The organism is Rhodococcus sp. IEGM 1307 (assembly GCF_030056915.1).
GTDB classification, from domain to species: Bacteria; Actinomycetota; Actinomycetes; order Mycobacteriales; family Mycobacteriaceae; genus Rhodococcus_F; species Rhodococcus_F opacus_D.
The window spans coordinates 88,149-115,137 of record NZ_JASHKW010000027.1 but is presented as its reverse complement, the minus strand read 5'-3'; the positions used below and the strand labels follow the sequence as shown (position 1 = coordinate 115,137).

Here is a 26,989-nt window from a genome sequence, read left to right as displayed (position 1 = left end):
GGGCGTGGGCGCCACCACTACGCCAGCTCGAGGGCCGACGCGACAGCGACAGGATCGACCGGGATCGGTTGAACCTCAGGCATACCCGCCAGCGCCGTGTCGGGGTCCTTGAGGCCGTTACCGGTGACCGTGCACACGACGGTCAGGCCCGAGTCCAGCCAGCCCTCCTTGCGGGCGGCGAGCAGACCCGCGACGCTCGCGGCCGAGGCGGGCTCGACGAACACCCCTTCTGTCCTGGCGATCAGCCGGTACGCCTCGAGGATCTCGTCGTCGGTCGCGGCCCGGAAGGCGCCGTGCGACTCTTCCTTGGCGGTGACCGCACCGTTCCAGGACGCGGGCGAGCCGATGCGGATCGCGGTGGCGATCGTCTCCGGGTCCTTCACCGGTGCGCCGTGGACGAGCGGTGCGGCACCGGCGGCCTGGACGCCGAGCATGCGGGGCTTCACGCTGGTGAGTCCGTCCGCGTAGTACTCGGAGTACCCGCGCCAGTACGCGGTGATGTTGCCCGCGTTGCCGACCGGGAGCGCGTGCACGTCGGGGGCCTTGCCCAGGGCGTCACAGATCTCGAATGCCGCGGTCTTCTGGCCCTCGATACGGACCGGGTTGACCGAGTTCACGAGCCCGATCGTGGGGAACTCTGCGGTGGTCTTGCGGGCCAGTTCGAGGCAGTCGTCGAAGTTGCCCTGCACCTGGATGATCCGCGCGCCGTGCATGACGGCCTGCGCGAGCTTGCCCATCGCGATCTTGCCCTGCGGCACCAGCACGGCACAGGTCATCTTCGCCTTCGCGGCGTACGCGGCTGCGGAAGCGGATGTGTTACCCGTGGACGCACACAGGACGGCCTGCTGACCGCGGGCCAGCGCGTCGGTGACGGCCATCGTCATTCCGCGGTCCTTGAACGAACCGGTCGGGTTGAGCCCCTCGACCTTCAGGTAGACGTCGCAACCGGTGAGCTCCGAGAGGTGCCCGGCGGGCAGCAGAGGGGTGCCGCCCTCGCGGAGGGTGACCGTCTTCCAGTTCGGTCCGATGGCGAGGCGGTCGCGGTAAGCCTCGATCAGCCCCGGCCAGGGGGTGTGAACGGGGTTACGGGTGCCGGTCATTGTTCGGTGCCTTCCAGTCGCAGCACGCTGGTCACAGCGGTGACGAATTCGAGTTTGCTCAGTGCCTCAACGGTTTCCGACAGAGCAGAATCCGTCGCGACGTGGGTCACGACGACGAGGCGGGCACCGTCGCCGGCGCCTTCCTGCCGCACGGTGGAGATGCTGACGCCGTGCTGCGAGAATTCGGCAGCCACCGCCGACAGGACCCCGGCCTTGTCCGTCACCTGCATGTTGACGTAGTAGCGCGTGGGGATGTCGCCGATCGGCGCGATCTTCAGCTTGGCGTACTTGGACTCGCGGGGTCCGCGGCCGCCGTTCACCTTGTTGCGCGCGGCCATCACCAGGTCGCCCATCACGGCCGATGCGGTGGGGGCGCCGCCTGCGCCCTGGCCGTAGAACATGAGGCGCCCGGCGTTCTCCGCCTCGACGACGACGGCGTTGAACGCACCGTTGACCGAGGCCAGCGGGTGTTCCAGCGGCACGAGCGCCGGGTAGACCCGCGCGGAGATCCGCTCCTTGCCCTCGGGGGTGGTGATCCGCTCGCAGATGGACAGCAGCTTGATCGTGCAGTCGAGTGCGCGAGCCGACGTCAGGTCGGCCGCGGTGATCTTGGAGATCCCCTCGCGGTACACGTCGGCGGCGGTGACCCGGGTGTGGAACGCGATCGACGCGAGAATGGCCGCCTTGGCCGCGGCGTCGTAGCCCTCCACGTCGGCGGTCGGATCGGCCTCGGCGTAACCCAGGCGTCCGGCCTCGGCGAGGGTCGCGGCGTAGTCCGCGCCGGTCTCGTCCATCGCCGACAGGATGAAGTTGGTGGTTCCGTTCACGATTCCGGCGACCTTGTTCACCCGGTCACCGGCGAGGGACTGGATGAGCGGGCGGATCACGGGGATCGCACCGGCCACGGCGGCCTCGAAATAGAGGTCCACGTTGTGCAGTTCCGCCGCCTCGGCCAGTTCACCGGTGTGATCGGCGAGCAGCGCCTTGTTGGCGGTGACGACGGACTTGCCGGAGTTGAGCGCCGAGAGGATCAGCTTGCGGGGCAGGTCCATGCCGCCGATCACCTCGACGACGATGTCGACGTCGTCGCGGGCCACGAGTGACTCCGCGTCGGTGGTCTGCAACTCCTCGGGAATTCCGCGGTCCTTGCCGGGGCGGCGCACGGCCACTCCACGCAGTTCCAGCGGGGCACCGACGCGAGCCTCGAGGTCTTCGCTGTGCTCCCGCAGGATGCGCACCACCTCGCTCCCGACGTTGCCGAGGCCGAGGACGGCCACACCGATAGCGCGATGCGCCGATTCGCTCGTCACTCCTGTACCTCCAAGCTCAGCAGGTCTTCCACGGTTTCCCTCCGGAGGATCACGCGCGACTGTCCGTCGCGCACGGCCACCACGGCAGGGCGGGCGAGCAGGTTGTACCTGCTCGACATCGAATAGCAGTATGCACCGGTGGCCGCGACGGCGAGCAAATCGCCGGCGTCGATGTCCTCGGGCATCCAGGTGTCGCGGATCACGACGTCACCGGACTCGCAGTGCTTGCCGACGACACGGGACACCACCGGCGCCGCGTCGCTGACCCGCGAGACCAGTTTGGCCTCGTACTCCGCCTGGTACAGCGCGGTACGGATGTTGTCGCTCATTCCGCCGTCGACGCTGACGTACCGGCGGGTGAGGTTGGCGCCGACGGTGACGTCCTTGATGGTGCCGACCTCGTACAGCGTCACCGTGCCGGGTCCGGCGATCGCGCGTCCGGGTTCGACGGCCAGCGTCGGCTCCGGCAGACCGGCGAGCGCCGACTCGTTGCGCACGATGTCGCCGAGTTTGGCGGCGAGCTGATCGACCGGCGGCGGGTCGTCGGAGGGGACGTAGGAGATTCCCATGCCACCACCGAGGTCGATGATCGAGATCTGGGCGGTCTTCTCCACACCGAACTCCGCGACGACGTCCCGCAGCAGCCCGATCACGCGGTGCGCGGCCAACTCGAATCCGTCGACGTCGAAGATCTGCGAACCGATGTGGCTGTGGAGTCCCACCAGCCGCAGGTTGCCGGCGGCGAAGACCCGGCGGACCGCGTCGATCGCCTTTCCGCCGGCGAGCGAGAACCCGAACTTCTGGTCCTCGTGGGCAGTGGAGATGAACTCATGGGTGTGCGCCTCGACTCCGACCGTCACGCGGATCAGAACGTCCTGCACCACACCGGCTTCGGCGGCCACCTTGTCGAGGCGGTCGATCTCCGTGGCGGAGTCGAGCACGATGTGCCCGACCCGGGCCGACACGGCGGCGTTCAGCTCGGCGACCGATTTGTTGTTGCCGTGCATGGCAATTCGCTCAGCCGGGAATCCGGCGTGCAGGGCGACCGCCAGTTCGCCGCCCGACGCGACGTCCAGGGACAGGCCCTCGTCGGCGACCCAGCGGGCGATCTCGCCGCACAGGAACGCCTTGGACGCGTAGTGCACCTTGGCGGTGGGCCCGAACGCACGGGCCATGTCGCGGCAGCGGGACCGGAAGTCGTCCTCGTCGACCACGAACAGTGGGGTGCCGTACTTCTCGGCCAGTTCGGTGACCGGGATGCCCGCCAGGCTGACGACCCCGTCTGCGCCGCGGTGGGCGTTGCGGGGCCACACCTCGGGCGAGAGTGCGGCGAATGCGACCGCGTCGGCGGGACGTTCCGGCAGACCGGGTGCGTGCAGCTGTTCGGCGTGCTTGGGACCTGCGGGGTGCGCGTTCACATCTGCTCCGGTGCACTGACGCCGAGCAGGGCCAGTCCGTTGGACAGGACCTGCCGGGACGCGTCACACAACGCCAGTCGCGCGATGTGCAGCGGGCCGACCTCCTCGTCGCCCTGGGGCAGGATCCGGCAGGCGCCGTAGAACCGGTGATAGGCACCGGCCAGCTCCTCGAGGTACCGCGCAATGCGGTGCGGCTCACGCAGATTCGCGGCACTGGTGACGACGCGCGGGTACTCGCCGAGGGTGCGGATCAGATCGCCCTCCTGCTCCGAGACGAGCAGCGAGAAGTCGGGATCCGTGACCGCGATACCGAGGTCGGCGGCGTTACGGGCGATGGCCGACAGGCGGGCGTGCGCGTATTGCACGTAGTACACCGGGTTCTCGTTGCCGGTGCTCGTCCACAGTTCGAGGTCGATGTCGATGCTCGAATCCACCGACGACCGGATCATCGCGTACCGCGACGCGTCGACGCCGATCGCCTCGACGAGGTCGTCGAGGGTGATGACCGTCCCGGCGCGCTTGCTCATCTTCACGGCCACACCGTCGCGGACGAGGTTCACCATCTGGCCGATCAGCACCTCGACGGTGTCGGGGTCGTCGCCGAACGCGGCCGCAGCCGCCTTGAGCCGGCCGATGTACCCGTGGTGGTCGGCACCGAGCATGTAGATGCACAGGTCGAAGCCGCGGGAGCGCTTGTCCTGGAAGTAGGCGATGTCACCGGCGATGTACGCCGCGTTGCCGTCGCTCTTGATGACGACGCGGTCCTTGTCGTCGCCGAAGTCGGTGCTCTTGAGCCACCAGGCGCCGTCCTCCTGGAACAGGTTGCCGGAGTCCTTGAGCGTCTCGACGGCCTTCTCCACCGCACCGGACTCGAACAACGAGTTCTCGTGGAAGTAGACGTCGAAGTCCACGCCGAACTCGTGCAGGGTGCGCTTGATGTGGGCGAACATCAGGTCGACGCCGATGGCGCGGAAGACTTCCTGCTGCTCGCCCGCGGGCAGTTCCAGCACGTCGGGGCGCTGGGACTGGACCTGGGCGGCGATGTCGGCGATGTACGCACCCGCGTAGCCGTCCTCGGGGGCGGGTTCGCCCTTGGCGGCCGCGATCAGCGAGCGGGAGAACCGGTCGATCTGGGCGCCGTGGTCATTGAAGTAGTACTCGCGGGTGACCGCCGCGCCCTGGGTGGACAGGATCCGGCCCAGCGCGTCGCCCACGGCGGCCCAGCGCGTTCCACCGAGGTGGATGGGGCCGGTGGGGTTGGCCGAGACGAACTCGAGGTTGATCTTCTTGCCGTCGAGCGTGTGTCCGGACCCGAAGGCGGCACCCTCCTCGAGGATCTTCGCGACGATCGCGCCCTGCGCGTCGGCGGCCAGGCGGATGTTGAGGAAGCCCGGGCCCGCGATGTCGGCGCTGTCGATGCCCGCGGCCGCGGTCAGCGCCTCGGCGAGCCAGCCGGCCAGCTCACGCGGATTGGTACCGACCTTCTTGGCCACCTGCATCGCGACGTTGGTGGCGTAATCGCCGTGCTCGGGATTGCGCGGACGCTCGACCGTGAGAGTTTCGGGAAGCACGGACACGTCGAGTCCGTGTTCGGCGAGCACTTTCGCGGCGGTTCCGCGGAGCAGTTCGGCAAGGTCAGCTGGAGTCACAGGTATCTATCCTATGGCCAACGCGTCCCGGGCGGTGATCCGCCTTGCCGCGAGTCCCGTCGCGGACCCGGCGACTGCCGGCGAGCGTGGCGGCGGCCACTCTCCCAGGTTGCGCTCAGGGTGGGAAAGTACAGTGGTGTCGCCCTGAGTCCCGGCCCTCAGCTTCCGGTTACCGGGGGTCGAGCGCCCGTAACCCACACACCGAAAGATCACAATCGATGCCAAGCGGTTCGGAAAGTCGCGGTCCCGATAAGAACTCGGGCGCGAAGTCGGCGAAGGCCATCAAGGCCGCCAAGAAGAATAGCGGCGGCGCGAAAGTCAAGGGTGGCGCGTCCGCTCCGCGGAACATCCCCTGGCTGACGATCGGCGCCGGAGCTGCCGTTCTCGCACTCGTGGCGGTCCTCGCGATCAACCTGGTCCCCAAGTACCAGGCCAAGGAAGAAGCCGCGAAGTACGCGCCGAGCGCCGAAAATCCCGACCCGTCGGTCAACATCGACGGCGTCGTCAAGGTCGACTACCCGGCCGGCATCCACATCCAGCCGACGCAGCGCGTCGCGTACGACCAGTCGCCCCCGTTCGGCGGCCCGCACGACGCCATCTGGGCGACGTGCACCGGCACGGTCTACCCGAACGCGATCCGCACCGAGAATGCCGTGCACTCGCTCGAGCACGGCGCCGTGTGGATCGCCTACAACCCGGACGAGCTGTCCGCCGATCAGGTCGAGACGCTGAAGGGCAAGGTGGACGGCGAGACGTACACGCTGATGTCGCCGTTCCCTGGCCTCGACAGCCCGGTCTCGCTGCAGTCGTGGGGCCACCAGCTGAAGCTGGACAGCGTCGACGACGAGCGCATCGACCAGTTCATCACCGCGCTGCGGATCAACAAGAACACCTACCCGGAGGTCGGCGCGAGCTGCTCGTCCATCCCGGGCTCCGGTTTCGATCCGGACAACCCGCCGCCGTTCGACCCGAGTACACCCGGCGCGGACGCGGTGCCGATGGACGGTGGCGGCATCGCCCCGGACCAGTCGGAATCCGGTGGTGCGGGAGCGCAGCTGCCCAGCGGCATGCAGCTCCCGAGCGACCTGCAGTTGCCGTCCGATCTGCAGCAGGCGCCGGCCGAGGGTGGCAATGGCTAGCCCTGCCGAACCCGCAGACGCTCCAGCCCCGTCCCGGCCCAGTCAGCGCACAGCGCTGCTGGTCATCGGGTTGATCGGCGCCATCGCCCTCGGATTCGCGCTCGGGTTCCTCGCCCGGCTTCCGCTCGAGGACAACGGGGCCCCGGTCCCCGAGGCCGGTTCCGTGGATGTCGGATTCGCGCAGGACATGAGCGTGCACCACAGCCAGGCGGTGGAGATGTCGGCGATCGCGCTGGCGGGCGCCACCGACCCGGCGGTGCGCGGCCTCGCGTACGACATCCTCACCACGCAGCAGAATCAGCTCGGGCAGATGCAAGGCTGGCTCGCGATGTGGGATCAGCCGGCGCTGCCGTCCGGCGGCTACATGGGCTGGATGGAAGCCGAGCACTCCGACGGTCACGACCACGGGTCCGCCGACAGCGGGCACATGGGTTCGATGTCGAAGATGCCGGGCATGGCGTCCTCGGAGGACATGGCCGCGCTGCGTCAGGCCACCGGACCGGCCGTCGACGTCCTGTACCTGCAGCTGATGTTGCGCCACCACCAGGGCGGCCTCCCGATGATGGAGTACGCGGCCCAGCACGCGTCGGAGGACGCGGTGCGCTCTCTCGCGCAGACGATGGTGGACACGCAGCAGAGCGAGTCGACGGTGATGACGAACATGCTCACCGCGAAGGGCGCCGCTCCCCTCCCGATGAACTGATCTCCGGCCTCACGACCACGTCCAGTCGCGCACCTCGGGCATGTCCTCGAGGTGCGCGACGACGTATTCGCCGTGCCGTTCGAGTTGCCGGAGGCAGAAGTCGGCCAGTTCGCCGGCACCGGACGGTTCCCTCCGCGTGCGTCGCAGCGCCTCGAGGACCAGGTGATAGCGACTCATCCGGTTGAGCACGACCATGTCGAACGGGGTGGTCGTCGTGCCCTGTTCGCTGAAGCCGCGAACGTGGAACCGGTCCGGGGCGGGACGCCCGTGGATCAGCTCGTGGACGGCGCGCGAGTACCCGTGAAACGCGAACACCACGTCCGTGTCCGCGGTGAACAGGTCCAGGAACATGCGCGCGTCGAATCCGTGCGGATGTTCCGTGGGTGTGAGCAACCCCATGAGGTCGACGACGTTGACCACCCGGGTGACCAGTTCCGGCGTGTGCTCGCGCAGCAACTGCGCCGCGGCGAGGATCTCCTGGGTCGGAACGTCCCCGGCGGCCGCGAGCACGACGTCCGGGTCGGCGCCCGCCGGGGCTTCCGTCCCCGCCCACGCCCACACCGACGCCCCGGCCGCGCAGTGCGCATGCGCCTCCGCGAGGGTCAGGTACTGCAGGTGCGGCTGCTTGTCGACGACGATGAGATTGACGTGGTCGGTGCTGCGGAGGCAGTGGTCGGAGATGGAGAGTAAGGTGTTCGAGTCCGGTGGCAGCCAGATCCGGACGACGTCCGGTGCGAGCGGGATGACGGCGTCGATCATGCCCGGCCCCTGATGACTGAACCCGTTGTGGTCGTTGCGCCAGCAGGTACTGGTCAGCAGGACGTTCAGCGACGCCACCGGCGCCCGCCACGGCAGATCCACCGCATGCTGCAACCACTTCGTGTGCTGGACGAGCATCGACACGCTCACCATCGCGAACGCCTCGTAGCTGGCGAACAGCCCGTGCCGTCCCGACAGCAGATACCCCTCGAGCCACCCCTCGCAGAGGTGCTCGCTGAGCACCTCCATCACCCGGCCGCGGGCCGACAGCCCGTCGTCGTAGTCCGTGACCGGCAGCTGCCAGCAGCGGTCGGTCACCTCGAACACGGCGCCCAACCGGTTGCTGGACGTTTCGTCCGGGCAGAACAACCGGAAGTAGCCGCCGCCGTCGGGCGTGGTGGTGGCGGCGTACAGGTCGCGGAGCAGTTCCCCGAGCACCCGGGTGGTCTCGTGGTGGGTGGTGCCGGGCTTCTCGATCGCAAGCGCGTACTTCTCCAGCGGCGGCACGGGAAGATCCGCACGCAGGCGGCCGCCGTTCGCGTACGGCGACGAACCCATCCGCTTGTCGCCCTGCGGCGCCAGCCGCTCGAGGTCCGGAACGAGTGCGCCGAACGAGTCGAACAGTGCGTCCGGTCCGTACGACCGCATCCACTCCTCGAGCTGACGCAGATGCGCCTCGTCGGTCCGCACCCCCGACAGCGGAACCTGATGGGCCCGGTGCGTGCCCTCGACGAGCACGCCGTCGACGGTCCGCGGACCGGTCCAGCCCTTCGGGGTCCGCAGCACGATCGCCGGCCACTTGGCGGCGCTGCGCCTGCCGGCCCGCGCCTCCCGCTGCAGGTCGGAGATCGCGGTGTGCGCGTCGGTGAGGGCGCGATGCAGCGCCGGGAAGACCTGCCGCGGGTCGTCGCCGGAGACGACGGTCGGCGCCCAGCCCTGACCGCCGAGGAACGCCTCGACGTCCGCGTCGCTGCTGCGGCCGTAGACGGTGGGCCCGGCGATCTTCGCTCCGTTGACGTGCAGGATCGGCAGCACCGCTCCGTCACGTTCCGGATTGAGGAAGGCGGGAAGTTTCCACGAACCGGACAGCGGTCCCGTCTCGGCCTCACCGTCTCCGATCACGCACGCCACCAACAGATTCGGGTGATCGAACGCCGCCCCGGCGGCATGCGCGAGGGCGTAGCCGAGTTCGCCGCCCTCGTGGATGCTGCCCGGTGTCTGCACACTGACGTGACTCGGGATGCCACCGGGCGTCGAGAACTGCCGGCAGAGCCGGTGGATACCCGCGGCGTCGCGGGACACGCCCGGATACACCTCCGAGTACGTCCCCTCCAGGTACGTGGCGGCGACGAGCGCCGGACCACCGTGTCCGGGACCCGTCACGTAGAGACAATCGGTGTCGGTCCGGCGGATGAGGCGGTTCAGCAGGGCGTAGATCATCGACAGACCCGGGCTCGTCCCCCAGTGCCCGAGCAGCCGGGGTTTGATGTGTTCCGGGCGCAGCGGCTCACGCAGAAGCGCGTTGTCCTGCAGGTAGATCTGCGCGACCGTCAGATAGTTGGCCGCCGCCCACCACCGCAGGTCCAGCTCGAGATCGGAATCGGAATAGTGCCCGTCGGAGTCCTGCGACCCCAACTGCCGTCCATCGGTCATTCTCGACGCCTCCCCGGGAGTTCGCGAGCGTCCACGTCCTCCCGACACTAGGCGTGTCCGGGCCGCTACCGGGGCGAGTCCACAAAGTAGGGGGACCGATTTGGTCGATCCCACTACCCATGCGCTACGATTGGCCAGCCCAATCGGCACACCGGTTTTCCGGTGCGCCCCCGTAGCTCAGGGGATAGAGCGTTCGCCTCCGGAGCGAAAGGTCGCAGGTTCGAATCCTGCCGGGGGCACCACGAGAAACTGCGTCGCCTGTCGCGGCGCAGCCTTTCTCTCTGGTGCTACCAGTCTTCCCCGAGTGATCTCCTCGGGCTTTGTCGAGAGCTGCAGCCGCGCCGGCAGATGCCGCGCCCACCGATCGAACGCTGGCCTCCTCCATTGCGGGTTCCGCGGTAAGAACTCTCTGCCGAAGACTCTCTCCGGCAGTGTCGACCAAGGGACACCCCTGTGCAGCAACACCGCTCTCATCCACTCACCCTCGGCGTCGTCGCACGTTCGAGTAAGCCCGACGAACGCCGGCTCCCGATCCATCCGCTCCACTTCGACCGGATCGACCCCGACCTCCGTGGCCGCATCCACCTCGAGTACGGCTACGGCGAGCCCTTCGGTGTCTCCGACGAGCAGCTGGCCCTCTCGGTGGGCGGGCTGCGCACCCGGGAGCAGCTGATCGAGCACTCCGACGTCCTCCTGCTGCCCAAACCTCTCGCGAAGGATCTGGCGGACCTGCGTGACGGCCAGATCCTGTGGGGGTGGCCGCACTGCGTCCAGGACACGGAGCTCACCCAGGTGGCCGTCGATCGCCACCTCACGTTGATCGCGTTCGAGGCCATGAACCACTGGAGCGTCGAGGGGTCGTTCCAGCTCCATGTCTTCCACAAGAACAACGAACTCGCCGGATACAGCTCGGTGCTGCACGCCCTGTCGATCGCGGGTTCGACCGGCGACTACGGCCGCCGCCTGCGCGCCGTGGTACTCGGCTTCGGTGCCACCGCCCGCGGCGCCGTCACCGCGCTGAACGCCCTGGGCATCCACGACGTCCACGTCGTCACGCAACGCGGGGTCACCGCCGTGAGCTCGCCGATCCATTCCGCGGAGATCGTGCAGTTCGATCACGACGACGCCGATCCGCGCCGCAGCCACGTCACCACGGACGAGGGCCGGATGCCGCTCGCCGGGTTCCTCGCCCGGCACGACATCATCGTCAACTGCGTCCTGCAGGACACGGAATCGCCGCTGACGTTCCTGATCGACTCGGACATCGAGACCCTCCTGCCCGGCAGCCTCGTCGTCGACGTGTCCTGCGACGAGGGAATGGGCTTCAGCTGGGCCCGGCCCACGTCGTTCGCCGATCCGACGTTCATGATCAGTGAGAACGTCCGCTACTACGCGGTCGACCACAGCCCGTCCTACCTGTGGAATTCGGCGACCTGGGAGATCAGCGAGGCCCTGCTCCCCCATCTGGGGACGGTCCTCGACGGACCCGCCGCCTGGGACCGCAGCGACACGATCCGGCGGGCCGTCGAGATCCGCGACGGAGTCGTGCAGAACCCCCGGATCCTGTCGTTCCAGCACCGCGCGGCGGACTACCCGCACCCCGTTCTCGCCTGATCGTCGGGACGAACGGGACGCTCGTTCGATCTGACGCGACGAGCGTCCCGTTCGTCCGGGAGGGCGACTGTTCAGGCCGGAGTGCTGCGGCGCATTTCGCGTCGGAGGATTTTCCCACTGGCCGTCTTGGGCAGTTCGTCGACGATCTCGACGCGCCTCGGGGCCTTGTAGCTGGCCAGCCGCTCCCGGCAGTACTCGACGAGGTCGTCCGTCTCGACCGTCTGCCCGGGGCGGAGGCTGACGAACGCGGCGACCGTCTCGCCGCGGTAGCTGTCCGGCTCGCCGACGACCGCGGCCTCCCGGACCGCGGGATGCTGGTACAGGACGTCCTCGACCTCGCGGGGCCAGACCTTGAACCCGGACGCGTTGATCATGTCCTTCTTGCGGTCGACGACGTACACCCAGCCCTGGGCGTCCATGAATCCCACGTCGCCGGTGAGCAGCCGGCCGCCGGGCAGCGACTGCGCCGTGGCGTCCGGTTTGTTCCAGTACGCGGGCACGACCATCGGCCCGTCGACGGCGATCTCCCCGACCTCGAGCGGGCCGAGGTCGTGCCCGTCCTCCCCGACGATCCGGATCACGGCGGAGGGAAGGGGCAGGCCGATCGCCAGCGTGCCCGACGACGGATCGACCGGCGCCTCCAGGTTCGGCGGGACGACGACGCACGGTGCGCTGGTCTCGGTGAGCCCGTAGCCGTTGCGGATGTACTTCCCGGTCAGCTCCCGGAACCGTTCGACGATTGCCGGGGGTAGTGGGGCGCCACCGGACATCACGGCCTCCAGCGAAGCGAAGCGCTCACCGGAGAAGTCGGGGTGGGCCATCAGCGCCATGTAGGCGGTGGACGGGCCGACCATGAACACCGGCCGCTCCCGCTCGAGGGCGTCGAGGACGACCCCTGCCTCGAACCGGTACGCGAGGATCAGCGGCGACGCCAGGTCGATCGCGGTGAGCAACTGGCACACCATGCCCGTGATGTGGAACAGCGGCGCGAGCGCGAAGATCGGCGAACCTGCGGGCTTGCTCTCGTACAGGCGCAGGATCGAACTGTTGACGGTGAGATTCCGGTGGGTGTTGGTCGCTCCCTTGGGGACTCCACTCGTTCCGGACGTGTAGGACACGAGCGCGACGTCGTCCGGGACCAGGCCGGGGTCCGCCACGTCGGCTCCCGCGCGCGCCCGGGCCACCTCGAGCAGGTCCGGCACGCCCTCGGCGCGCACCCGGGTCACGCCCCCGAACACCCGTGGGTCGCCGGACGTCTGGATGTCGAGTTCGCTGGCGGTCATCGCGATCCGCACACCCGCGGCGGACGCCCGCTCCGCCACCCGATCGGCCCACGCGTTCTCGCTGCACACGATCGCGGTGACTCCGGCGTCGGTGAGGATGTGGGAGAGCTCGTCCCGGTACATCGGGTTCAGCGGGACGACGACACCGCCTGCCTTCCATGTGCCGAGCAACGCGAGCAGGAACTGCGGGACGTTCTGCAGGTAGATGGCGAGCCGGTCGCCCTTCCCGAATCCGTTCTCGGTGAGGTAGGCGGCCACACCGTCGCTGAGTTCGTCGACCTCGCGGTAGTCGAGGGTGCCGCCGAGGTACCGGATCGCCGGCCCGTCCGGGGCGGATTCGACCGCGGCCGAGAACATGTCGAGCGCTGTCCGGGCGGGGATCTCCCCCACGGAACGCGTGTTCTCGTCGTACCGTTCCATCCAGGGCCTGTCGTCGTACCAGCTCATCGCCGCCGTGCCGCCTCTCGCTCGTTCCGTATTCCGACTGTGTGACGTGCTGTTCAGCGTGTTCCCGAGATCCCGCCGTCGACGGGGACGACGGTGCCGGTGAGGTAGGCCCCGGCGCGCGAGGAAAGGAAGATCGCGGTGCCCGCGACGTCTTCCGGTGTGCCGACCCGGCCGAGCGGGACCGATCCCTCGACCGCCTCCTTCCGCTCCGGGTCGTCGAGGACGAACGCCATCATCTTGCTCGGAAACGGTCCGGGGGCAATGGCATTGACGGTGATTCGCTCGGCGGCCAGCGTCGCTGCGAGCTTGCGGGTGAGCATGTGGACCGCGGCCTTGCTCGCCCCGTACGAGAAGTTCTCGCTACCCGACACCACGAGTCCGTCGATCGACCCGATGTTGATCACCCGGGCGGGGTCACCGTCCGTCGCCGCGGCCCGCAGACTCGGCAGCAACGCCTGGGTGAGCATGAACACGCCCTTGACGTTGATGTCGAAGATCTTGTCGAAACCGGCGGCGGGGAAATCGTCGACCGGCGCACCCCACGTCGCTCCGGCGTTGTTCACCAGGACGTCCAGTCGGGGCGACAACTCGGCGACCCGCGCGACGAGCCCCTCGATCCCCTCCTCGGTGGACAGGTCGGCGGGGTGTGCGTGACACGTCCCCGGCCCGGCGGCGGACAGTTCGGCCGCGGCCTTCTCGCACGCCTCGGCCTTGCGGGCGGAGATGATCACGGTCGCTCCGGCCAGGGTGAATCCTTGCGCGATCATCCGGCCGATACCCCGCGAACCTCCGGTGACCACCACGGTTTTGCCTGCGACGTCGAACAGCGAACCTATGTCCATGTGCGTTCCCTTCAGGGTTGGAAGACGAGGCGGCCGACGGTGCTGCCGTCACCGAGCCGGCCGATGCCGTCGGCGACGTCAGCGAGCGAGAGCCGCTCGCTGATGAGCGGCGTGATCGCACCGGAGTCGGCGAGACGGGTCAGTTCCTCGTGGCAGTCGGCGATCGCCTGCTGGTTGTACTGCTTGTACAGGCCCCAGTGCAGGCCGATGATCGAGTAGTTCTTGATCAGGGCGTGATTGAGGCCGGGTGTCGGGATGGTGCCGCCGGCGAAACCGATGATCAGGATCCGGCCTTCGAACGCGATGCACTTGGTGGACTTCGCGTAGGCGTCGCCGCCGACCGGGTCGTAGACAACGTCCGCGCCGCGTCCGCCGGTGAATTCCTTGACCAGCGGAACGAAATCGTCGGTGTGCCGGTCGATCACCAGATCCGCCCCCAGCCGGCGGCAGTACTCGACCTTGTCGGCGCCGCCGACGACGCCGATCACCTTCGCTCCCGCGGCTTTGCCCAATTGCACTGCGGCGCTGCCCACTCCGCCCGCGGCGGCGTGGACGAGCAGCGTCTCGCCCGGCTTCAGCTGGGTGCGCCGGTGCAGGGCGAACCAGCTCGTCTGGTAGCCGATGCTCAACGCCGACGCCTCGGCGTCGTCGAGCGCGGACGGTGCGGCGAACGTGTTGGCCTCGTCCATCACGGCCAGCTGGGCGAATCCGCCGCCGGGCAGGTTGGGGTTGCCGATCACCCGGTCGCCGACGGCGAAGCGGGTCACGCCGTCACCGACCGCCAGCACCTCACCGCACAGCTCGACTCCGGGTGTGAACGGCAGCGGCGGCTTGATCTGGTATTCGCCCCGGCACAGCAGCACGTCGGGGAAGTTCGCCGGTGCGGCGAGAACCTTCACCAGCACCTGGCCGGGGCCTGCAGTCGGGTCCGGGACTTCCTCGAGTTGCAGCGCGGTGCGCGGCTCGCCGAGTTCGTGGACACGCCATGCCTTCATGGATTGTTTCCTGACTGTCGATGATGGAGCTCGGGTTACGCGGGCAGGTCGATCAGGTCGGCGAGGTGCGCGCGGTGACGGTAGGCGGTGCCGAACGCGAGCTGATCGCTCTTCGCCCTCTTCAAATACAGGTGCGCGGGGTATTCCCAGGTCATTCCGATGCCGCCGTGCAGCTGGACGCACTCCTCGGCGGCGTGGACGGCGACGTCGCTGCAGTACGCCTGCGCGACGGCGGCCGCGACCTCGGCGTCCGCGTCGCCCCGGGCGGCGGTGTCCGCGGCGTAGCGGGCAGCGGCGGCCGCGGAGGTGACCTCGAGCCACAGGTCGGCGAGGCGGTGCTTGATCGCCTGGAACGACCCGACGGCGCGGCCGAACTGGGTTCGCTCCTTGACGTACGCCAGGGTGGTCTCGAAGCACCACTGCGCAAGCCCGAGCTGCTCGGAGGCGAGCAGTGCGGCGCCGACGACGAGGGCCTCCCGGACCGCCGCCGCGGCGTTGCCGTCATCGATGCGGGTGGATGCGGCGCCGTCGAACGCGACATCCGACAGTGGCCGGGTCATGTCGAGCGCGAGCACGGGCGTGACCGAGACGCCGGCGGTGCCGGCGGGCACCGTGTGCAGTTCGAGTCCGCCCGGACCCAGGGCGGGCACGATCAGGATGTCGGCCTCCGAGACGCCCGCGACGCTGGTCACGGTGCCGGTCAGGGCGTCGCCCTCTCGGCGCACGGTCGGGGTGAACCGCCCCGGTGCGGTCGCGAGCCCGACCGTGAGCGCACCGGTGGTCGTCCCGTCGGCGAGTGCGCCGACCGTTCGCGTGTCCCCCGCCTTCAGCAGCGCGACCGTCGCGAGTACGGCACTGGAAAGGTACGGGACGGGCGCGACGGCACGTCCGATCTCCTCCATGACCACCGCGGCCTCGCGTGCGCCGGCTCCGGCGCCACCCAGGTCCTCGGGAACGAGCAGGCCCGCCAGTCCGAGTTCGACGGCGAGGGATTTCCATACTCCGGAGAAGTCGGCGGGTGCCCGGTCGTACGCCCCGACCACCAGTTCCGGTGGGCAGCGGTCGGCGAGGAGGCGGCGGACGGAGTCGCGCAGGGCGTCTTCCGTGTCGGAGTACAGCAGATCTGCGGTGCTCATCGGGGCAGGTCCTTCCAGGCGATATCCTTGTCGACGCGGTGCTCCGGCGGGAGCCCGAGGACGCGTTCTGCGATGACGTTGCGCAGGATCTCGGACGTGCCGCCCTCGATCGAATTGCCTTTCGCGCGCAGGTACCGGTAGCCGGGTTCACGGCCGGTGAAGTCGACTTTGTCGGGGCGGCGCATCGTCCAGTCGTCGTACCGCAGCCCGGCCTCGCCGTGGAGTTCGATGTCGAAACCCGAGATGGTCTGCGCGAGCCGGGCAAAGGCCAGCTTCAGGCCGGACCCCTCCGGGCCGGGTTGCCCGGCCTCGAGTTGCTGCCGCAGGCGTTCCCCGGTCAGCCGGGCGACCTCCGCTTCGACCCACAGCCGCAGCAGTTCGTCGTGCATCGCCGGGTCGCGGAGTTCGGGTTGCTCCCGCCAGGCCTGTGCGACCGGTCCGATCATGCCGCTCTCGCGGGCGGCCGCGGAACCACCGATCGCGACGCGCTCGTTGTTGAGGGTCGCGGTGGCCACCCGCCAGCCCTGTCCCTCGTCGCCGAGCCGATCGGAATCGGGAATGCGGACGTCGGTGAGGAACACTTCGTTGAACTCGGCTTCACCGGTGATCTGCCGCAACGGCCGGACGTCGATACCCGGATCGCTCATGTCGCACAGGAAGTAGGTGAGCCCGGCGTGCTTGGGCACCGTCGGATCCGTCCGGGCCACGAGGATCGCCATCTGCGCGTTCTGCGCCCCCGACGTCCACACCTTCTGCCCGTTGACCCGCCAGCCGTCACCCTCACGGACGGCTCGCGTCGCGACCGCGGCCAGGTCGGAGCCCGCCCCCGGTTCGCTGAACAACTGGCAGTAGATGTGCTCGCTGGTGAAGATCGGCCGAAGGTACTTCTGCTGTTGTTCCTCGGTGCCGAACGCGGCGATGGTCGGAGCGGCCATGCCCAATCCGATTCCGTTGCGGCCCTTCGCCGGACCGGGCGCTCCGGCGGCCGCGAGTTCGGCGTCGACCTGCGCCTGGAAGCTCTGCGGCAGACCGAGTCCGCCGCGTCCCGGCGGGAAGTGGACCCACGCGAGGCCGGCGTCGAATCGGGCTCCGAGGAATCCGGCCGGATCCGACAGGTCGTTCTGTTCGACGAGAGTCGCGACGCGGCCACTGAGGTCGCGTGCGATCGCCTGTTCGTCAGTGGTCATGTTCCTCAGTCCTTCGGTCCGCCGGCCACGTAGATCACTTGTCCGGACACGAATCCGGCACCCTCACTCGCCAGGAACGACGCAGTGTTGGCGATGTCCTCGGGCTGTCCGACGCGGTTCACGGGGATCTGCGACGCCGCCGCCTTCTTGAAGTCCTCGAAGCCGACACCCACCCGCTCGGCGGTGGCAGCGGTCATCTCGGTTTCGATGAAGCCGGGCGCAATCGCGTTCGCGGTGACCCCGAACTTGCCCAGTTCGATGGCGAGCGTCTTGGTGAAGCCCTGCATGCCAGCCTTGGCGGCGGAGTAGTTGACCTGCCCGCGGTTGCCGAGCGCGGACGTGCTCGACAGGTTCACGATGCGGCCGAACCCCGCGTCGACCATGTGCTGCTGCACGGCCCGCGACATCAGGAACGCACCGCGCAGGTGCACGTTCATCACGGCGTCCCAGTCGTCGACGGTCATCTTGAACAGCAGGTTGTCGCGGGTGATCCCGGCGTTGTTGATCAGGATCGTCGGGGCACCGAGTTCGGTCGCCACCCGCTCGACCGCCGCCGCGACCGACGCCTCGTCGGCGACGTTCGCGCCCACGGCGAGTGCCCGGCCTCCGGTGGACTCGATCGCGTCGACGGTTGCCGCGCAGGCGGACTCGTCGAGGTCGAGCACGGCCACCCCGTACCCGTCGCTCGCCAGTTTCTTCGCCACCGCGGCACCGATGCCCCGTGCCCCGCCGGTGACGATTGCCGTTCTCTTCATGAAGTTCTCCATCGTCGTGTGATCAGATTCCGGCCCGGGCGGCGATGTCGCACGCCTTGGCCACGAGGTCGTCGATGCGCTCGACGGTCGGGGTGCCCGCGGCCGCCTTGTTCTGCGGTTCGTCCCGCGCGCGGCGCATGACGCCCTCGGCGATGACCGCGACCTTCCACAGGCCGAGGACGTGCCAGAACGCCAGGGCCTCCGGGTCGCGTCCGGTCTCGTCGAGGTACACCCCGGCGATCTCCACCCGATCCGGGAAACCGTCGAGGGTGGACGCGGGGAAGTCGCCGCCGGTGGTCTCGCCCGGCTCCGGCCAGTACGCGAGCAGGCTGCCGACGTCGGCGAGCGGGTCGCCGAGGGTGCACAACTCCCAGTCCAGCGCCGCGGTCACCTCCCCGGTCCGGTGGGACGTGATGACGTTGCGCAGGTGGAAGTCGCCATGCACCAGTGTCAGTTCCCGCTGCTCCGGTACCGAATCGGTGAGCCGTCGCGTCAGGTCGTCGAGGGCGGGCAGCTCGCGGGTCTTCGACTTCTCCCACTGCCCCGACCACCGCTTGAGCTGACGCTGCGCGTACGGCTTGTGGCTGGCCAGGTCGGTCAGCCCGGTCCGGTCGAGGTCCACCGCGTGGATCTTCGCGAGCGTCCGCGGCAGCGACAGACCGATCACCCGGCGACGTTCCGGCGTCAGGGACTCCGCGATCGACATTCGATCGACGACCTGTCCGTCGACGAATTCCATCAGCAGCAGCGGTACCTCGGTCACCTCCGGGTCGTCGGTGAGCCCGAACACCCGCGGGGTGGGCACTGCGGTGTCCTCGAGAGCGGAGAGGATCCGCGCCTCCCGGGCGACGTCGTGGGCCGACGCCAGCAGGTGTCCGAGAGGCGGGCGCCGGAGCACCCATCTGCCACCTGCCTCGTCCCGGACGAGGTAGGTGAGGTTCGACTGTCCGAGGCCGATCCGGTCGAAGGTCAGCGGTCCGGCACTGTCGATGCCGAGCGTGCCGAACCAGCGGCTCACGGCCTCGATGTCGATGCCGACGACGTCCACGCTAGACACCGAGCTGGGCCCCCTGCCGGAACGGGAGGGCGTCGCCGAGCAGTTGACCGCCGTCGATCACCATGGTTTCGCCGGTGATCCAGCTCGCGGCATCGGAGACGAGGAACGCGACCGCGGACGCGATGTCCTCGGGTTCACCGATCCGTCCCAGGGCCGCGGACGCCGACACGGCCTGCTCGTGTTCCTTCCACAGTGCCTCGGCCAGCTTGGTCCGCACCACACCCGGGGCGACGGCGTTGACCCGCACCTTCGGTGAGAGTTCCAGTGCCAGTTGCTTGGTGACGTGAATCAGCGCGGACTTGGACGCGTTGTACAGGCCGATGTTCGCCTCGAAGGCCATGCCGCCGATGGAGGCGGTGTTGACCACGGCGCCGCCGTGCTCGCCCATCCACGCCTTCGTGACGAGCCCGGTCCACAGCACCGGCGCCCAGAGATTCACGTCGAAGGTCTTGGCGAATCGTGCGTGGTCCTGGTCGATGATCGGCCCGTACGAAGGGTTCGTTCCCGCATTGTTGACCAGGATGTCCAGGCTGCCGAAGCGGTCGAGGGTGACGTCGACGCAGCGCCGGGCGGCCTCTTCGTCGACGGCGTGGGCGGCAATTCCGATCGCGGTGCCCCCGACCTCGGCCGCGGCGGCGTCGGCCGATTCCTGGGACCGTGAGGTGAGCACCACGTTGCCGCCAACGGCCGCGATGGCCTTGGCGACGGCCAGACCGATGCCCCGCGAGGCGCCGGTGACGATCGCGGTGCGTCCGCTGAGGTCGAGTCCGGCCATGTCAGCTCACCGCAACCTTGTGTCCGTTGGTGGAGGCGTTGACGGCGGTGTCGCGGTAGGGCCGGAGTTCCTGCCGCGCGATGGCGCGCTTGTGGACCTCGTCGGGACCATCCGCCAGGCGCAGCGTGCGCAGGTGCGCCCAGGCCATGGCGAGCGGGAAGTCGTCGGTCACACCGGCCCCACCGTGCACCTGAATCGCCCGATCCACAATCTTCAACGCAATATTCGGAGCCGCCACCTTGATCGCCGCGATCTCCGTCCGCGCCTCCTTGTTCCCCACCGTATCCATCAGATACGCCGCCTTCAGCGTCAACAACCGAATCATCTCGATCTCGATCCGCGCCTCCGCAATCCAATCCTGAACATTCGCATTCTCACTGACCGGCTTACCGAACGTCACCCGCGACGACGCCCGACGACACATCAACTCCAACGCCCGCTCCGCCATCCCGATCGCCCGCATGCAATGGTGAATCCGACCCGGACCCAACCGCGCCTGCGAAATCGCGAAACCCTCCCCCTCGCCCTTCAGCACATCCTTGGCCGGCACCCGAACATCGGCGAAATCGATCTCCGCATGCCCCTCCCGATCCTGATACCCGAACACCGGCAACCCCCGCATCACCGTCACCCCCGGCGCATCGATCGGCACCACCATCATCGACTGCTGCCGATGCGGCGCCGCCGACGGATCCGTCTTCCCCATCACGATCAACACCCGGCAATTCCGGTGCAACGCATTCGACGCAAACCACTTCCGCCCGTTCAGCACATACTCGTCACCGTCCCGGACCATCGACAACTCCACATTCGTCGCATCCGAACTCGCCACCGCCGGCTCCGTCATCGCGAACGCCGACGCCATCGTCCCCTCCAGCAACGGCGTCAGATACTTCTCCTTGTGCTCCGCCGTACCGAACAACTCGAGCACCTCCATGTTGCCCGTATCCGGCGCATTACAATTGCACGCCTCCGACGCAATATGACTGCGCCCCATGATCTCCGCCAACGGCGCATACTCGAGATTCGTCAACCCCGCACCCGTCCCCGGATGCGGATGAAACAGATTCCACAACCCCCGACGCCGCGCCTCAACCTTCAACTCCTCCAACACCGGCGGCTGGAAATGCGGATCCCCCGACTCCCGCATCTGCTCCTCGTACACCGCCTCCGCCGGATACACATGCGAATCCATGAACTCCAGCAGATCGGTCTGCAACTGCTGGGCGCGATCCGAGATGTCAAACAGGGACATGGGAACTCCTGACGGGTAGTGAGGGAAACGTGGGTGTGCGCTTGTCGAGGTGACTCTGTACGCCCTCGACGAGATCGGCCCCGCGGAACGCCTGCAACATCAGGCCTTCCGCGCGGGCCACGGACTCGGCGTAGGTGCCGTCCGCATCGTTCTGTAATTGGTCCTTGATGACGGCCATCGACGTCGGGGAGCAGTGCGTCGACAGCCCCTCGGCATAGGCGACCGCGGCGTCGACGACCACCCCGTCCGGCACGAGGTGGTCGACGAGTCCGATGCGCAGTGCCTCCTCGGCGTCCACCATGCGGCTCGACAGCAACAGGTCGGTGGCGCGGCTGCGTCCCACGAGCCGGGGCAGCAGCCAGGAGATGCCGTATTCGGCGATCAGTCCCCGCTTGGCGAAGGCGGTCGTGAACCGGGCGGACGCCGAGGCGAACCGGACGTCGCAGTAGAGGGCTTCCACCATTCCGAGACCGGCGGCGACCCCGTTGATCGCCCCGATCAGCGGCTTGCGCAGTGTCGCGGGAAGGTCGCGGGGGCGCGGCCGGAGGAGGTCTTCTTCGGAGACGTCACCGACGGCCTGCAGGCGTCCGAGGTCGGCGCCTGCGCAGAACCCGCGCCCGGCGCCGGTCACGACGATCGCGCGTACGCCGGGGTCGTCCTCGGCGTCGCTCAGCAGCGTGAAGTAGCGGTCCTCGAGGTCGTCGGTCCAGGCGTTCAGCTTGTCCGGCCGGTTGAACGTGAGCACCAGGACCGGTCCACGCCGCTCGGCGAGGACCAGGTCTGCGTGCTCGGGTGTCATGCGTGCTCCAGCAGCGAACTCTGGTAGCGGCGCATCCCGCGCAGCCAGCGGTCGTAGTCGGACCCCTTCTGCCGGTACATGGTGAGGACGCTCTCGTGGGGCAGGATCAGGAACGTCTCCCGGTCCACGGCGTCGAGCACGATGTCGGCGACCTGCTCGGGCTGCAACACGTCGCCTGCCGAGACGACGGCGCGGGTGGCCGCGATGCCGAGTGGATCACCCGAGTTCTCACCCGAGCGCATCAACTTCGTCTCGACTCCCATCGGACAGAGGCAGCTGACCCGGACTCCGTTGTCCCCGTAAGTGACCGACAGCCATTCGGAGAACGCGACAGCCGCATGCTTGGTGACCGCATAGGTGGCCGAGCCGATCTGAGTGAGGAGCCCGGCCGCGGACGCGGTCGACACGAAGTACCCCTCGCCCCGCTCGATCCACTTCGGCACGAGTTGCCGGGCGGCGCGGATGTGGGCGCGGACGTTGACGTCGATCGCGAGATCCCAGCCGGCGTCGTCGGCGTCGAGACCGGGTGCCCCCGCGATGCCGGCGTTGGCGAAGTAGAGATCGACCGGGCCGAACTCGGTCTCGGCGCGCTCGATGATGCGCCGGATCTGATCGGCGTCCGCGACGTCGGCACCCTCGGCGACGGCCGATCCGGGGTGGCGTGCGTTGATTCCGTCCGCAACCGCGGCGGCGGCGTTCGGATCGAGATCGGCGACCAGCACCTTGGCGCCCTGGTCGGCGAGACGGTCTGCGATCGCCCCGCCGATACCGCCTCCACCGCCGGTCACGATGGCGACCTTCTGTGCAACCTTCACGAGGTGTCCTCTCCTTCGCCGTGCGTTGTGACTCGCGTCTCTCTTTTGTATAGTTGAATCCGTCGTCAAGTTCAAGTGTCGGATTTCGACGAACACCTCGAAGTTCGATGCAGCCAACGTGACACATCCAGGCCCTGCACCACCCGGAATTGAGGGAGACAGATGACCGACACCACCGCACTGCCCGTTCGCCCCGCGAGCTTCGACGAGCTCACGGCGCTGATCGGCAAGGAGCTGGGCCCCACCGACTGGCACGACGTCACCCAGGAACGCGTCAACGCCTTCGCCGACGCGACCGGCGACCACCAGTGGATTCACATCGATCCCGAGCGCGCCGCCGCCAGCCCACTCGGCGGCACCATCGCGCACGGGCTGTACAGCCTGTCCCTCGGACCGGCGCTGTCGGCGACCCTGCTGCGGTTCGACGGTTTCGCCCACAGCCTGAACTACGGCTACAACAAGGTCCGTTTCCCCGCGCCGGTACCGGTGGGTTCACGCATCCGGATGCGCGCCACCGTGCAGTCCGCGGAACAGGTCGGGGGCGGCATCCAGGTGACGATGAGCCAGGTCGTCGAGCGCGAGGGCTCCGACAAGCCGGTGGTCGTGTCCGAGTCCGTCGCCCGCGTCGTCGAGGCCGGATAATCCTGCTACCGCGTCGGAGGTTGACGACATGGCAAATGTGATCGATCCGGTGTCCCGCCACGCGGACGCCACTCCCGGCAACATCGCACTACGGGGCGCGGACAGCACCCTGACCTACGGACAGTTGCGCGACGCGAGCACCCGGTATGCGGGCGCACTCACCCGAGCGGGCCTGTCCCCCGGCAGCAGAGTCCTCCTGGCCGCACCCTCCGTGCCCGAATTCGTGGTGGCGTATCTGGGAATTCAGGCGGCGGGGTGCGTCGTCGTCCCGGTGAACACGATGTCCACCCGGCCCGAGACCGAGTACGTCCTCGCCGACGCCGGCGCCGCGCTCGCCATCGTGTGGCACGAACTCGAGCCCGCGATCGGCGACGCCGCGTCGGCGTTGGACATCCCCGCCTGGACGCTCGCACCCGACGCCGCCACACCGGACGCCGAGCCGGTTCCCGTCGTCGAGCGGAGCCGCGACGACACCGCCGCCATCCTCTACACGTCGGGCACCACCGGGCGGCCGAAGGGCGCGGAGCTGACGGTCGGGAACCTGTTGTCCGGCGGTGAGATCGGCGCCGAATGCAGTCGCGGTTCCGGCGACGACCGGACGGGCACCGGGCTTCCCCTTTTCCACGTCTTCGGCCAGGCCTCGGTCATGATGGCGACGTTCACGGGCGGCGGGTCGCTGTCGCTGCTGGCGAGGTTCGACCCGGCCGCGATGCTCGCCCTCCTGCGACGCGACCGGCTCACGATCATGGCCGGGGTGCCGACGATGTGGAACGCGATGCTCCACGCCGCGGACGGCGCCGACTCGCAGGACTTCACGCAACTCCGCATCGCCATCTCCGGGGGCGCGTCGCTGCCGGGCGAAGTGGCCCGCGAATTCGAGTCCCGCTTCGGGTGCACCATCCTCGAGGGATACGGGCTCACCGAGACCACCGCGTTCGGCACGTTCAACGACATCGACCGCGGCGGCAAGATCGGCTACACCGGACGCGCGGTGCCCCGGCTGGAGGTCGAGGTGCGGGACCACGACGACACCGCCTGCCCTCCCGGCACCGTCGGTGAGGTGTTCGTGAAGGGGGCGACCGTGATGAAGGGCTACTGGAACCGGCCGTCCGACACCGCAGCCGTCCTGGACTCGGACGGCTGGCTGCGCACGGGGGATCTGGGCGAGATCGATGCGGACGGGGATCTGCGCATCGTCGACCGGGTGAAGGACCTCATCATCCGCGGCGGCTACAACGTGTACCCGAGCGAAGTCGAGGAGGTGCTGTACACACACCCCGACATCCTCGAGGCCGCCGTCGTGGGTGTTCCCGACGATCACTACGGCGAGGAGGTGGCCGCGGTCGTGGCCACCGTCCCCGGTTCCGGCCTGGACGGCGGCGAACTGACCAGCTGGGCGCGAGAGCGACTGTCCGCATACAAGATTCCCCGGATCGTCGCGATCGTCGATTCCCTCCCGAAGGGGTCGACCGGAAAGATCCTCAAGCGGTCGATCGACCGGACCGCACTGAAGAACGACGCACTGACCGCAGAAGTACCCGAAAGGTGAACACCGTGACATCCGTGAACAGGCAGGTCCGACTGGCGAAGCGCCCGGTCGGCCGTCCCGACGACTCCACCTGGGAGATCACATCGGAACCGATTCCCGAACCCGCGGACGGCGAATTCACCGTGAAGGTGGACTACGTGTCGCTCGACCCCGCGATGCGCGGGTGGCTGGACGACGTGAAGTCGTACGTGCCGCCGGTGGCGATCGGTGAGGTGATGCGCACCCACGCCGTCGGCCGGGTGGTGGCGTCGAAGAACGCGAAGTTCCCGGAGGGACAGCTCGTCTCCGGGCAGTTCGGTGTGCAGGAGTTCGCGCTCTCCGACGGCCGCGGCGCTCTCGCCGTCGACGAGTCGCTCGCCCCGGCACCGACGTGGCTGGGCGCGCTCGGTTTCCCCGGCATGACCGCCTATTTCGGCCTCACCGATGTCGGCAAGCTGGAGAAGGGCGACACCGTGCTCATCTCGGGGGCGGCCGGAGCGGTCGGGAGTATCGCCGGGCAGATCGCCAAGCTGAAGGGCGCCACCGTGATCGGCATCGCCGGCGGCCCGGAGAAGTGTGCGTGGCTGACCGAGGATCTGGGTTTCGACGCGGCGATCGACTACAAATCCGAATCGGTCGGGAAGGCGCTGCGCGCCGCGGCCCCGGACGGAATCGACATCTATTTCGACAACGTCGGCGGCGAGATCCTCGACGCCGCACTGGCCCGGCTCCGCAAGAACGCCCGGGTCGCGCTGTGCGGTGCGATCTCCGGATACAACGCCACCGACCCGCAGCCCGGCCCGTCCCGGTACCTGTCGCTGCTGGTCAACCGGGCGTCGATGACCGGGTTCATCGTGTTCGACTACCTCGACCGGTTCCCCGAGGGGATGGAGGCGATGTCGGAGTGGATCCGCGCCGGGGAGATCGTGACCCGCGAGCAGGTCGAGACCGGCGGCGTCGAGGCCTTCGGCCGCACACTCAATCTGCTGTTCGACGGCGCCAACACCGGCAAGCTCGTGCTGGAGATCGGCGACCACTGACAGCACACCCGCCCGGAGGGCTCGCCGCGGCCGTCACCGTACTACGGTGGCGGCCGTACCCGTGCGACGACGAGATGACGAGGTAGGCATGCGCGCGATCACCATTTCACGCTTCGGCGCGGTAGACGTCCTCGAGGCGGCCGACCTCGCCGTTCCGGAGCCGGGGCCCGGCCAGGTGAGTATCGATGTGTCGCACGCGGCGGTCGGGTTGGCGGACGTCCTCATGCGGCGTGGTGAATTCGGCGGGACACCACCGATCGTGCCCGGCCTCGAGGTGGCGGGAACGGTGCGGGAAGTCGGTGCCGGCGTGCATCATCTGCGGGTCGGCCAGCCCGTCGTGACGCTCTCTCGCCCCACCGCGGGCGGCTATGCCGAAGTGTCGGTGGCCGATGCGGCCATCACGATCCCGCTGGATTCCGTCGACCCTCGCCTCGATGCCGCCGAGGCGGTGGCGGTGGTCCCGAACACGACCACGGCGCTGCTGTCACTGGAACTCGTGGGCAATGTCGGTCCGGGAAGCCAGGTGCTGATCCACGGCGCCGCAGGTGCCCTCTCGGGCATCACCGCACAGGTGGCCCGTCGGCTCGGCGCCGCGCAGGTGCTGGGCACGGTCCGGTCCTCCCGGCGTGCGGCGGAGGCCGAGCGGTACGGATACGACCTGGTGGTGTCGAGCAACGGATTTCCCAGCGCCCTGTCGGACGCGGGCATCGATTCGGTGGACATCGTCGTGGACCCGGTCGGCGGCCGGTTGCGCGCCGAGAGTCTCGACGTGCTCGCGCCGCTGGGCCGGCTTCTCGCCGTGGGCAATGCGAGCGGAGAGGACGACGTGAAGGTCGGTGCCAACGAGTTGTGGCTCGCCAACCGCGCCGTCCTGGGTTTCAACGTCGGCGGACTGCTGATGCAGGATCCGACTGCCGCGGAGGCCGCCGCGCGCCGCGCGATCGAGTGGGTGGCCGCGGGCGCGGTGAGCATGCCGCACACCACGCTGCCGCTGGCGCAGGCCGCCGAGGCGCACCGCCTGCTCGAATCCGGGGACTGCGAGGGCCGGATCGTGCTGACGGTGCCGGACTGACGGCTGTGGGGTGGCT

23 protein-coding genes and 1 tRNA gene are annotated in these 26,989 nt (G+C 68.7%); 8 read left to right on the top strand and 16 right to left on the bottom strand.

The window, feature by feature from the left end; genetic code table 11:
* Positions 1-17: 17 nt before the first annotated feature.
* Genes thrC through argS form a run of 4 tightly spaced genes read right to left on the bottom strand, consistent with a single transcriptional unit; the run spans position 18 to position 5,477 of the window.
* Entirely contained in the window at positions 18-1,100 is a 1,083-nt protein-coding gene (gene thrC, locus QM841_RS37490; protein ID WP_005252945.1) for a threonine synthase, read from the bottom strand.
* Positions 1,097-2,410, bottom strand: coding sequence for a homoserine dehydrogenase (locus tag QM841_RS37485; RefSeq protein WP_280783611.1), 1,314 nt, complete (start codon positions 2,408-2,410; stop codon positions 1,097-1,099). The genes thrC and QM841_RS37485 overlap by 4 nt, the downstream gene beginning before the upstream one ends.
* On the bottom strand, positions 2,407-3,828 hold the full coding sequence (lysA, locus tag QM841_RS37480) for a diaminopimelate decarboxylase (RefSeq protein WP_283335909.1): 1,422 nt from the start codon (positions 3,826-3,828) through the stop codon (positions 2,407-2,409). Before lysA ends, QM841_RS37485 begins: the two co-directional genes overlap by 4 nt.
* Positions 3,825-5,477, bottom strand: coding sequence for an arginine--tRNA ligase (gene argS / locus QM841_RS37475; RefSeq protein ID WP_283335908.1), 1,653 nt, complete (start codon positions 5,475-5,477; stop codon positions 3,825-3,827). The genes lysA and argS overlap by 4 nt, the downstream gene beginning before the upstream one ends.
* Before the next feature lie 218 nt (positions 5,478-5,695).
* On the opposite strand from argS, the gene QM841_RS37470 reads away from it, so the two are divergent.
* Together QM841_RS37470 and QM841_RS37465 are read left to right on the top strand one after the other, a co-directional pair.
* A complete protein-coding gene (locus tag QM841_RS37470; RefSeq protein ID WP_283335907.1) occupies positions 5,696-6,616 on the top strand; it encodes a thioredoxin-like domain-containing protein in 921 nt (306 codons plus the stop codon).
* Positions 6,609-7,319: a DUF305 domain-containing protein gene (locus QM841_RS37465; RefSeq protein ID WP_280783614.1), complete on the top strand. Its 711-nt coding sequence runs from the start codon at positions 6,609-6,611 to the stop codon at positions 7,317-7,319. Before QM841_RS37470 ends, QM841_RS37465 begins: the two co-directional genes overlap by 8 nt.
* Positions 7,320-7,328: 9 nt before the next feature.
* Here QM841_RS37465 and QM841_RS37460 read toward each other — a convergent pair whose 3' ends face one another.
* Complete coding sequence (locus QM841_RS37460; RefSeq protein WP_283335905.1) at positions 7,329-9,731, bottom strand: phosphoketolase family protein; 2,403 nt, start codon at positions 9,729-9,731, stop codon at positions 7,329-7,331.
* Between the two features lie 166 nt (positions 9,732-9,897).
* Here QM841_RS37460 and QM841_RS37455 point away from each other — a divergent pair.
* Together QM841_RS37455 and QM841_RS37450 are read left to right on the top strand one after the other, a co-directional pair.
* Positions 9,898-9,973: transfer RNA gene (locus QM841_RS37455), tRNA-Arg, on the top strand.
* Between the two features lie 211 nt (positions 9,974-10,184).
* A complete protein-coding gene (locus QM841_RS37450; RefSeq protein WP_280783616.1) occupies positions 10,185-11,345 on the top strand; it encodes a N(5)-(carboxyethyl)ornithine synthase in 1,161 nt (386 codons plus the stop codon).
* Between the two features lie 71 nt (positions 11,346-11,416).
* Here the strand turns inward: QM841_RS37450 and QM841_RS37445 are convergent, their stop codons facing one another.
* The 11 genes from QM841_RS37445 to QM841_RS37395 are packed head-to-tail and all read right to left on the bottom strand — an operon-like array spanning position 11,417 to position 22,691.
* Complete coding sequence (locus tag QM841_RS37445; protein WP_283335903.1) at positions 11,417-13,075, bottom strand: AMP-binding protein; 1,659 nt, start codon at positions 13,073-13,075, stop codon at positions 11,417-11,419.
* A gap of 53 nt (positions 13,076-13,128) precedes the next feature.
* Entirely contained in the window at positions 13,129-13,917 is a 789-nt protein-coding gene (locus QM841_RS37440) for a RhlG family 3-oxoacyl-ACP reductase (protein ID WP_280783618.1), read from the bottom strand.
* Between the two features lie 11 nt (positions 13,918-13,928).
* Positions 13,929-14,912 carry an NADPH:quinone oxidoreductase family protein gene (locus QM841_RS37435; protein ID WP_283335902.1) on the bottom strand — a complete coding sequence of 328 codons (984 nt, stop codon included), beginning with the start codon at positions 14,910-14,912 and terminating at the stop codon, positions 13,929-13,931.
* 35 nt (positions 14,913-14,947) lie between these two features.
* Positions 14,948-16,048 (bottom strand): acyl-CoA dehydrogenase family protein, encoded by a 1,101-nt coding sequence (locus QM841_RS37430; protein WP_283335901.1) that lies wholly within the window; start codon positions 16,046-16,048, stop codon positions 14,948-14,950.
* Positions 16,045-17,235 (bottom strand): acyl-CoA dehydrogenase family protein, encoded by a 1,191-nt coding sequence (locus QM841_RS37425; protein ID WP_283335900.1) that lies wholly within the window; start codon positions 17,233-17,235, stop codon positions 16,045-16,047. The genes QM841_RS37430 and QM841_RS37425 overlap by 4 nt, the downstream gene beginning before the upstream one ends.
* A 5-nt stretch (positions 17,236-17,240) precedes the next feature.
* Positions 17,241-18,002 carry a 3-oxoacyl-ACP reductase FabG gene (fabG, locus tag QM841_RS37420; RefSeq protein WP_271212546.1) on the bottom strand — a complete coding sequence of 254 codons (762 nt, stop codon included), beginning with the start codon at positions 18,000-18,002 and terminating at the stop codon, positions 17,241-17,243.
* A gap of 10 nt (positions 18,003-18,012) precedes the next feature.
* A complete protein-coding gene (locus QM841_RS37415; protein WP_283335899.1) occupies positions 18,013-19,047 on the bottom strand; it encodes a phosphotransferase family protein in 1,035 nt (344 codons plus the stop codon).
* On the bottom strand, positions 19,040-19,822 hold the full coding sequence (locus tag QM841_RS37410) for an SDR family oxidoreductase (protein ID WP_283335898.1): 783 nt from the start codon (positions 19,820-19,822) through the stop codon (positions 19,040-19,042). The genes QM841_RS37415 and QM841_RS37410 overlap by 8 nt, the downstream gene beginning before the upstream one ends.
* A gap of 1 nt (position 19,823) precedes the next feature.
* Positions 19,824-21,077 (bottom strand): acyl-CoA dehydrogenase family protein, encoded by a 1,254-nt coding sequence (locus QM841_RS37405; protein ID WP_283335897.1) that lies wholly within the window; start codon positions 21,075-21,077, stop codon positions 19,824-19,826.
* Entirely contained in the window at positions 21,064-21,876 is an 813-nt protein-coding gene (locus QM841_RS37400; protein WP_283335896.1) for an enoyl-CoA hydratase-related protein, read from the bottom strand. The genes QM841_RS37405 and QM841_RS37400 overlap by 14 nt, the downstream gene beginning before the upstream one ends.
* On the bottom strand, positions 21,873-22,691 hold the full coding sequence (locus QM841_RS37395; RefSeq protein ID WP_283335895.1) for an SDR family oxidoreductase: 819 nt from the start codon (positions 22,689-22,691) through the stop codon (positions 21,873-21,875). The genes QM841_RS37400 and QM841_RS37395 overlap by 4 nt, the downstream gene beginning before the upstream one ends.
* Before the next feature lie 162 nt (positions 22,692-22,853).
* Between QM841_RS37395 and QM841_RS37390 the strand changes: the two genes are divergently transcribed.
* From QM841_RS37390 to QM841_RS37375, 4 genes are all read left to right on the top strand, one after another.
* The gene (locus QM841_RS37390; protein WP_005252926.1) at positions 22,854-23,333 is read left to right on the top strand and encodes a MaoC family dehydratase; all 480 of its coding nucleotides are present in this window, start codon (positions 22,854-22,856) and stop codon (positions 23,331-23,333) included.
* A 28-nt stretch (positions 23,334-23,361) separates the two neighbouring features.
* A complete protein-coding gene (locus QM841_RS37385) occupies positions 23,362-24,882 on the top strand; it encodes an AMP-binding protein (RefSeq protein ID WP_283335894.1) in 1,521 nt (506 codons plus the stop codon).
* A gap of 5 nt (positions 24,883-24,887) precedes the next feature.
* Complete coding sequence (locus QM841_RS37380; RefSeq protein WP_009474199.1) at positions 24,888-25,901, top strand: NADP-dependent oxidoreductase; 1,014 nt, start codon at positions 24,888-24,890, stop codon at positions 25,899-25,901.
* An 88-nt stretch (positions 25,902-25,989) separates the two neighbouring features.
* Entirely contained in the window at positions 25,990-26,973 is a 984-nt protein-coding gene (locus QM841_RS37375) for a quinone oxidoreductase family protein (protein ID WP_283335893.1), read from the top strand.
* The last annotated feature ends 16 nt before the right edge of the window (positions 26,974-26,989 follow it).